Origin of the sequence: Castellaniella sp. (assembly GCF_004321985.1) — a bacterium.
Classification (GTDB): domain Bacteria; phylum Pseudomonadota; class Gammaproteobacteria; order Burkholderiales; family Burkholderiaceae_B; genus Castellaniella.
This window is the reverse complement of sequence record NZ_SCQN01000023.1, coordinates 1-8,286: the sequence shown is the minus strand read 5'-3', so window position 1 is coordinate 8,286 and position 8,286 is coordinate 1. Positions and strand designations below refer to the sequence as shown.

Below are 8,286 nucleotides of genomic sequence, written 5' to 3'. Positions count from 1 at the left end.
CCCAACGACGAGAAAAGCCCCGGAGACTATGCAGGCGACCGAACCGGCTGGACTGCATTGACGACTGGTCACCCGATTAGCATAATCGACCGATCTCCCTTGCAGATACGGACATGAATACCTGCACCTTCCAGCCGACCGAAGCCTCCGAGCACAACAACATGGACAGCCAGTCCGGCTGCGCCACGACGGGGCCGCGATGACGCAGCCCCCGGACCTTGCCAAACGATTGCAGGCCATCCTTGAATCGTCCAGCTACCGGCTGGCGCAGGAAGACATTGAACTACTTGGCGAAAAGGACCTGCGGCCGCTGCGCCTTCAACTTGAACTGCTCAAGCCCGAACGTGTCCTGCACGAGCAAGGCGTAGGTTCCACGATTGTGGTGTTCGGCAGCGCGCGCGTGACCGATGAGGAAACGGCCCTCGCACGGCTCGCTGCACTACAAGAAACAGCAACGACTTCGGCAACTCCCGCCACTCGCCGGGAGCTGGCACTTGCCCGCCGCCGGGTCGAACAGGCCCGATATTATGAGCAGGCACGCCGCTTCGCCCAACTCGTTTCACGCCGTTTTCAGCAAGAAGAACGGTGCGACTTCGTGGTCGTCACCGGAGGTGGACCAGGGATCATGGAAGCCGCGAATCGCGGTGCGTTCGAGGTGGGCGCGCGTTCGATCGGGTTCAATGTCAACCTGCCCCACGAGCAGGCACCCAATCCATACATCAGTCCGGAACTGGCGTTCCGCTGCCACTACTTCGCCTTGCGCAAGATGCACTTCCTCCTGCATGCGCGTGGTCTGGTCGCGTTTCCCGGCGGCTATGGCACGCTGGATGAACTGTTCGAGGTGCTGACGCTGATTCAGACCCGCAAGATGGAGCCCATTCCGGTGGTACTGGTCGGGCGGGATTTCTGGGACCGTATCATCGACTTCGACTATCTGGTGGACGAGGGCTATATCGCGTCGAAGGATGTCGACCTGTTCACATGTGTCGACGAAGCCGAGGAAATCATGGCCGCGCTTGAACGCTTTCACGCGGGCGCGGCCCCGGACAAGGCACCGCCCCGTACGCCCGGCCCCTGCTGAGGCCGGACGGTGGGGCCGCCCCACTCAGGCGGGTCAGATCTTCTGATAGATCTCCGACCCACGGGAGATGAACTCTGCTGATTTCGCAGACATGCCCTGCGCCAGGGCGGTAGCTTCATCCAGACCATTTTCCTTGGCATAGTCGCGCACGTCTTGCGAAATCTTCATGCTGCAGAACTTCGGTCCGCACATCGAACAGAAGTGCGCAACCTTCATGGAGTCCTTCGGCAACGTCTCGTCGTGAAACGCCCGGGCGGTATCCGGATCCAGACCCAGATTGAACTGGTCTTCCCAGCGAAATTCAAAGCGCGCCTTAGATAGCGCATTGTCACGGATCGCCGCCCCTGGGTGGCCTTTGGCCAGATCGGCCGCATGAGCGGCGATCTTGTAGGTGATGATGCCGTCCTTCACATCCTTTTTGTTGGGCAGGCCCAGGTGCTCCTTGGGGGTGACATAGCACAGCATGGCGGTGCCGTACCAGCCGATCAAGGCGGCCCCGATGCCGGATGTGATGTGGTCATAACCGGGGGCGACATCCGTCGTCAGGGGCCCCAGGGTATAGAAGGGCGCCTCGTGGCAATGCTCCAGCTGCAGGTCCATGTTTTCCTTGATCAGATGCATCGGCACATGGCCGGGGCCCTCGATCATCACCTGTACGTCATGTTTCCAGGCGACCTGGGTCAGCTCGCCCAGCGTACGCAGCTCGGCAAACTGGGCCTCGTCGTTGGCGTCGTAGCCGGAGCCTGGCCGCAGGCCATCACCCAGGGAGAAGCTGACGTCATAGGCCTTCATGATGTCGCAGATGTCCTCGAAGTGCTCATAGAGGAAGCTTTCCTTGTGATAGGCCAGGCACCACTTGGCCATGATCGAGCCGCCGCGCGACACAATACCCGTCATGCGGCTGGCCGTCATGGGGACGAAAGGCAGGCGCACGCCCGCATGGATGGTGAAGTAATCCACGCCCTGCTCGGCCTGTTCGATCAGCGTGTCACGGAAGATCTCCCAGTTCAGCTCCTCGGCTACGCCCCCCACTTTTTCCAGGGCCTGATAGATCGGCACCGTACCGATGGGGACGGGCGAATTGCGGATGATCCACTCACGCGTCTCATGGATATGCTTGCCTGTGGACAGATCCATCACGGTATCGCCCCCCCAGCGAATGGCCCAGGTCATTTTTTCCACCTCTTCGCTGATGTCGGAGCGGATGGCGGAGTTGCCGATATTGGCATTCACCTTCACGAGGAAATTGCGCCCGATGGCCATGGGCTCTACCTCGGGGTGGTTGATGTTGGCCGGGATGATCGCCCGGCCGCGCGCGACTTCGTCACGCACGAATTCCGGCGTGATGACCGGCGGGATGGCGGCTCCGAATGACTGCCCCGGATGCTGGCGCGTCAACCGCTCAGCGAGGCGGACCCCGTCCGGTCCGGCACCGCGCAGGTTGTCGATATACTGCTCGCGGCGCAAATTTTCGCGGATGGCCACGAACTCCATTTCCGGCGTGACGATGCCGCGCCGGGCGTAATGCATCTGCGAAACGTTCGCTCCCGAGCGGGCACGGCGCGCCGGCCGGACGCGGTTGAAACGCAGCGCGCTCAATTCCGGATCGGAAAGCCGGGCACGGCCGTACTGGCTGCTCAGACGATCCAGTACTTCCGTATCCTCGCGCTCCAGGATCCAGGCGCGGCGTGGGGTATCCAGCCCCTTGCGAATATCGATCGCAACGTCTGGGTCGGTATAGGGACCACTGGTGTCGTAGACAGTCAGCGGGGGATTTTTCTCACCGCCGAACATGGTCGGCGTATCGTCCTGGTGAATTTCTCGAAACGGAACACGAATGTCCGGACGAGAGCCGGTGACGTAGACCTTGTGCGAGGATGGTAGGGGGGCGATGGCAGCCGCGTCGACGACGGCCTGTGAGGCGGAGAACTGCAGATTGGTGGTGTTCAAGGCAAGCTCCAGGTTCGAAAGATTTCGGAAATGGAGCCGAGTCGGGGAGTAAGAGAAGCGGGTTCCAGAGGTAAAACCAGAACCGCACACGCTCCCAGCATCGGCATTATCCGTACTGGTACGAGGGTGTCTCTCAACCCGCCGGCGTCGCCGACGAGTACCCCTGCGTGCGGTAAGTATATAAGTTTTCCAGCAACCGATCTGCCACCAGGTGCATCCACCAGACAAGCGCAGACATTACACTACGGCACAGAAGGCACTGACCTGACGGGCGGTGCGCCAATGGGCAGAAAGATGGGGCGGCACCATGTCGACTGAGCAGATCACGTTAAAGGGCATTTCATCCATGGCCACGCGCCAGTTGCTAGCCCAGTTGACCGAGCAATATGAACGCGGCACCGGCCAGCGGGTCACGTTCGAATCCGTCGGTGGCGTCAATGCTGAAAAACGCATTCTCGGCGGTGAGCAGTTTGACATCATCATGCTGGCGTCCGGCGCCATGGAACGCCTCGCGGCGGCTGGCAAGATCGATCGGGACAGCCTGGTCGGGGTGGTGAATTCATCCATTGCGGTCGCGATGAAGGTCGGCACTACCGCGCCTGACATCCGCGACGAACGCTCGATCCGCGATGCCGCTAAACACGCCCAGGCCATCGGCTACTCGACCGGCCCCAGCGGCAAGTACATCCTGGGTCTGCTGGAAAAGTGGGGCGTGTCTGCCGGGGACGGTGTCACCAGCCCGCGCCTGGTCGAGGCCCGGCCAGGTGTCCCGGTAGGCTCACTGGTGGCGTCTGGCGAGGTCGACATCGGATTCCAACAAATCAGCGAGCTGATGAACGTCGAAGGCATCAACCTGCTCGGGCTGTTGCCGGACTCGATCCAGAAGACCACAACCTTCTCGGCCGCCATGGGATCCGCAATGCACAACCGGGAGGCGACACAGGCATTCCTCAAATTCCTGGTCTCGCCAGCCGCCGAGCCCGCGAAAGTGGCCCACGGCATGACGGCAGCCTGAAGCGCAGAAGTCTCATCGGGGGCGTGCTCAGCCGACTCTCGAAGTGCCCTGCCCGCTTACTGCTCGGGTCTGCGCATCACCAGCAACCGTATCTCCATGCGCTGGCAAACGTCCCCGTCCTGATTCCGGGTCAGACATTCGACCGTCACGATGCCGCGATCCGGCTTCGATCTGGATGGCTTGATTTCCAAGACCTTGCTGATCACACGCAGCGCATCGCCCGGGCGAGTCGGCCTGGGCCACTGAATTTCGCCACCCGCGCCAATGATCCCGCTGCCAAGCGGCAGGCTGCTCACCAGCAATTTCATCGTAATGGCCGCGGTATGCCAGCCACTGGCGGCCAGCCCCTGAAAGAAAGACTCCTTCGCCGCAGCATTGTCCAGGTGAAAGGGCTGCGGGTCGAACTGCCGCGCGAAATCGTTGATCTGCGTTTCGGTCAGAGAATGTTCCGCGCTGTGGAATTCTTCTCCCACCGCCAGATCATCCAAAAACAATACTTGTTGCTGTGCCATATCACCCCGCGGTTACATGCCAAAATCAATACGATAAATGAGGCTGGCCGCTTCAGGCCAGATCAAGTGCATCGAGCACAGCACGGAGGTGCTGCCGCGCGTCCCCTTCGAGCGACCTGACCGGTAACGGCAGGCTGGGGGCCGAAACCAATCCGCGAAGTTCGGCGGCTGCAGCAATCACGCGCACGCTTCCGTATTGTGAGAACAGTGCCCATAGAGGCGCCAGCCGATCGGAAAGCTGTTTCACTTCCTGTTCATCTCCGGCTTTGGCCGCGCGGGTGATCGCCACGGGAACCTGCGGAAACAGGCCCGCGATCACCGAATACCAGGCATCGCATCCCGCCGTCAAACCATTAGCGGCAGAGGCGTCGCCACTTACCCCTATCGTCACATGCGCAGGGATCAAGGCGCGCAGCCGCTCGACGCGCCCACGCGCCGCTTCCGGGTCAGCCGGTACCGGCGGGATCTTGATCGAGGCCACATTGGGAAGCTGGGCGATGCGGCCATGCAGCTCATCGCTGAACTCAAAATGCGTGGTGCCCGGATTGTCATACACGCACAACGGCACTGAGAGTGAGCGAGTCACGGCCTCGAAGAGGCCAAACACCTCGTCGTGGGAGAGCTTCTGATAAGACACCGGGGCCAGCAGCACGCCGCGCGCACCGGCCTGCTGCGCGTCCTGTGCCAGGTCCAGCACGTCGCGCGTGCGCAGCGAACCGATACCGACCATCACCGGCACGCCACCAGCGTGGCGGACCGCAAGCTGCACCACGCGAGCACGCTCGGTACGCGAGAGATACGCATAACTGCCCGTCGATCCCAGCGCGCAGATGGAATCAACCCCCGCAACGGCCAGGCGCTCGACCAGGCGGACGAACGCCATCTCATCGACGGCGGTTTCATCCATGGGAGTCAGCGGAAACGCACTCAAACCAGAAAACATTCCCACTCCTTTCACAAAATCACTGAGTCGTGCATCCGCGGTCGACCAATATGGTCGGCCAGCCTGCGGGAATCAGGCCACTTCAGACTTCATGCTGCCCCAGATCTCGTTCCACCGGGGTGCCAAAACTGCTGCCCGCTCGATGGAAAGGACCAGGCTGGATTCGTCCGCGACACCCTTGCCCGCGATGTCAAAGGCCGTACCGTGATCCACCGACACTCTGACGACGGGCAGCCCAACCGTGATGTTCACGCCCCGGTCCCCGTAGACTGACTTGAAAGGCGCGTGGCCCTGGTCGTGATAGCAGACGATCAGGAATTTCCAGCGCCCCCGGAAGGCCTGCGGAATGACCGCGTCGGCGGGGAGCGGACCGCGTACGTCGATGCCCAAACGCCTTGCCTCCTCGATGGCAGGCTCCAGAGCATCGCGCTCCTCGGTTCCAAACAGCCCGTTTTCGCCGGCGTGCGGGTTGAGGCCGGCAACGGCAATCGGCTCTCCCTTCACGCCAAGCGCCTGGCTGAACGCGGCGGAGAGCCTGATCACGTCGAGGACACGTTGTTTCGTCGTGTGCTCGATGGCCTGCCGCAAGGACATGTGGGTCGTGATGTGAAACACATAGAGATCGCCGGCCGACAGAACGAGTGAAAAGTTTCTCACCCCGAATTGCTCCGCGAGCAGCTCGGTATGCCCCGGGTACATGTGCCCCGCGGCATGGAGTGCCGTCTTGTTCAGCGGCGCGGTCACGATCCCGTCGATGCTCTTTTCCTTGCTCAGGCGGCAGGCCTCGACGACGAACCGGTATGCGCCGTCTCCGGCGGCCGGATCCACCTCACCAAGGCGGACGTGAGAAAGCGAAGGCCCCGTCTGCAGAACCTCGATTCGGTCCACCGCGCCGGTGCACTCACGCGGATGTCCGATAGTCCTGACGCAGCCCGGGTCCAGGCCGGCAATCTGCGCGCCCCGCCGCATGGCATCCGAATCACCGACCACGAGCAGGCGCGCCTTGGCGCGCAGCTCGGGATGGCGCAGCAGTGCCTTCGCCGTAATTTCCGGGCCGATGCCCGAAGCATCGCCCATCGTGATACCCAATACTGGTGCTGTCATTGATATTTTCCATCCATACCGATCATGGTCGAGACAATGCTCGAGAGTACATCCACTTCGCCAAACCCCCCCGCCTTGGTGACTATAGTCTTGCCCGCCGCCACGCCACCCACCAGGCGTCCCCAGGGAACCCCTTCGGCAAGCGTCCCCTCCAGCCGGACAGCCTGAGCCCCAAGCTCGGCGAGCACCGCCCGGGCGCCATCCCCGCCAACCAGGACGAGTCCGGAGACACCCGTACCGTGCAAGACAAATTCCCTGACCGCCGTGGCAATGCTGCGCGCCACGAGCGGTGCGCTGGCCCTTGCACCACCCCCGGACGAACTACCGGGTCGGGGTTGCAGCAATAACACTGGCGGCTCACCCAAACCCGCGACATCACGCGCCCATCGAGGTGGCACAGGGCGATCGCCCAATCCAGGATCGAGAAAACGGCGCGCGGCGACTGCAGGCCAGTCTTGCATGAGGCGATCCGCCTGCCGGAGCGACACCTCGTTGACGGAAGTCACCGCGACGACGACCCGCCCCGGCGCCCGGCGCATGATACGAGGCGGCTCCATTCCCTGCCCCCGCGCCCGCCAGACGCCCGCCAGATGGCCAGCCAGCCCCGCCGATCCCACCGGCACGACTTCAGACCCGAAGAAATCGATGGCGCGAGCAATGGCCTGCATGTCTTCTTCGCGCTGCGCTTCTACCACGACATACGAACCCGGCGTTCCGAGACGCCGCAGTTCGGCGATGAATCCGTTCGCATCGGGCGCCACGCGAACCAGCTTGGCCCCGGGAACGAGGTCGGCCAGTTCGCTGCTCCGAACGGGATCCACAGGGTCGCTGCCCGCCGGCGAAAGCTGCAACGGAACGCCCTTCACCAGCAATTTCCCATCCACAATGACGCGCCCCATCCCGGGGTATGCCGGACAGATAACGGAGAATGCAGCCGGAGCCTTCCGGGACCACGCATCGAGCGCGCCACGGATCTGCCCAGGAATGCTCCCACGCATCGTCGAATCAACCTTCACGTAGACGCGATCAAAGCCGTCACGAACCATTTCTGAGACCGTCTGCGCAGTCGCCTGCGCCGCCAGATCGTTGGCCAGAGAACGAGAGTCCAGGGAGCGCGAAACGACGCACGGCACAGCGCCGCACGTCATTGCAGAGTCCTCGGCGACGAGCAGATGAGATTCCCAACCCTGGCTGCGGAACTGCACCAGGGAGTCGGCCGCACCCGTCAGATCATCAGCGACGATACCAACGCGCATGGCGCACCTGCCGTCGAGGGCTTCCTTCTCATCGTCAGAACTCGATGTGATTGATGAAGACGATCTTGCCATCCTTGTTCTGAACGATGTTGTAGCCGTGCAGGCTATCGCCATTCTTGTCGAAGTTGTATGTGCCTTCGGCGCCCTTGTAACCCTTCACATTACGCAACGCGTCAGCCACCCAGGGGGCGGAAAATGCTCGTGGCGAGAACGTCCGCAGGCTGAACGACCTATGCGTCACGATGGAACAGCTCGTGCACGAACGCGCACAAGAGAACTACGAGCGCTTCGCCCTGCTGGATGGCAAATTCTACAATGACATCGCCACGCTGCGCGGGTCGGACCGGAAATGGGCGGCGATGCACTTCACTACTCGGACGCCGCAATCGCCGCAGAACTGGCGTTCGAGGGCACGGATCCCCGAG

At 62.3% G+C, this 8,286-nt stretch carries 9 protein-coding genes and 1 riboswitch; of the genes, 3 read left to right on the top strand and 6 right to left on the bottom strand.

Going from position 1 to position 8,286, the window contains the following annotated elements:
- The first annotated feature begins 199 nt into the window (after window positions 1-199).
- Window positions 200-1,081: a TIGR00730 family Rossman fold protein gene (locus EPN31_RS06075; protein WP_291770763.1), complete on the top strand. Its 882-nt coding sequence runs from the start codon at window positions 200-202 to the stop codon at window positions 1,079-1,081.
- Window positions 1,082-1,114: 33 nt separating this feature from the next.
- Here EPN31_RS06075 and thiC read toward each other — a convergent pair whose 3' ends face one another.
- Window positions 1,115-3,031 carry a phosphomethylpyrimidine synthase ThiC gene (gene thiC / locus EPN31_RS06070; protein WP_291770762.1) on the bottom strand — a complete coding sequence of 639 codons (1,917 nt, stop codon included), beginning with the start codon at window positions 3,029-3,031 and terminating at the stop codon, window positions 1,115-1,117.
- Between the two features lie 75 nt (window positions 3,032-3,106).
- A riboswitch (TPP riboswitch) is annotated at window positions 3,107-3,206 on the bottom strand.
- Window positions 3,207-3,338: 132 nt separating this feature from the next.
- On the opposite strand from thiC, the gene EPN31_RS06065 reads away from it, so the two are divergent.
- The gene (locus tag EPN31_RS06065) at window positions 3,339-4,046 is read left to right on the top strand and encodes a substrate-binding domain-containing protein (RefSeq protein WP_291770760.1); all 708 of its coding nucleotides are present in this window, start codon (window positions 3,339-3,341) and stop codon (window positions 4,044-4,046) included.
- A 56-nt stretch (window positions 4,047-4,102) separates the two neighbouring features.
- Here the strand turns inward: EPN31_RS06065 and EPN31_RS06060 are convergent, their stop codons facing one another.
- The 5 genes from EPN31_RS06060 to EPN31_RS06040 form a co-directional block, all read right to left on the bottom strand.
- On the bottom strand, window positions 4,103-4,558 hold the full coding sequence (locus EPN31_RS06060) for a MaoC family dehydratase (protein ID WP_291770758.1): 456 nt from the start codon (window positions 4,556-4,558) through the stop codon (window positions 4,103-4,105).
- A gap of 52 nt (window positions 4,559-4,610) precedes the next feature.
- The gene (locus EPN31_RS06055; RefSeq protein ID WP_291770756.1) at window positions 4,611-5,501 is read right to left on the bottom strand and encodes a dihydrodipicolinate synthase family protein; all 891 of its coding nucleotides are present in this window, start codon (window positions 5,499-5,501) and stop codon (window positions 4,611-4,613) included.
- A 72-nt stretch (window positions 5,502-5,573) separates the two neighbouring features.
- Window positions 5,574-6,605: a 4-hydroxythreonine-4-phosphate dehydrogenase PdxA gene (gene pdxA / locus EPN31_RS06050; RefSeq protein WP_291770754.1), complete on the bottom strand. Its 1,032-nt coding sequence runs from the start codon at window positions 6,603-6,605 to the stop codon at window positions 5,574-5,576.
- A complete protein-coding gene (locus EPN31_RS06045) occupies window positions 6,602-7,861 on the bottom strand; it encodes a four-carbon acid sugar kinase family protein (RefSeq protein WP_291770752.1) in 1,260 nt (419 codons plus the stop codon). The genes pdxA and EPN31_RS06045 overlap by 4 nt, the downstream gene beginning before the upstream one ends.
- Window positions 7,862-7,895: 34 nt before the next feature.
- Window positions 7,896-8,102: a hypothetical protein gene (locus EPN31_RS06040; RefSeq protein WP_291770750.1), complete on the bottom strand. Its 207-nt coding sequence runs from the start codon at window positions 8,100-8,102 to the stop codon at window positions 7,896-7,898.
- 1 nt (window position 8,103) lies between these two features.
- Between EPN31_RS06040 and EPN31_RS06035 the strand changes: the two genes are divergently transcribed.
- Window positions 8,104-8,286: hypothetical protein (locus EPN31_RS06035; protein ID WP_291770748.1), on the top strand; the 183-nt coding region annotated here is incomplete at its 3' end.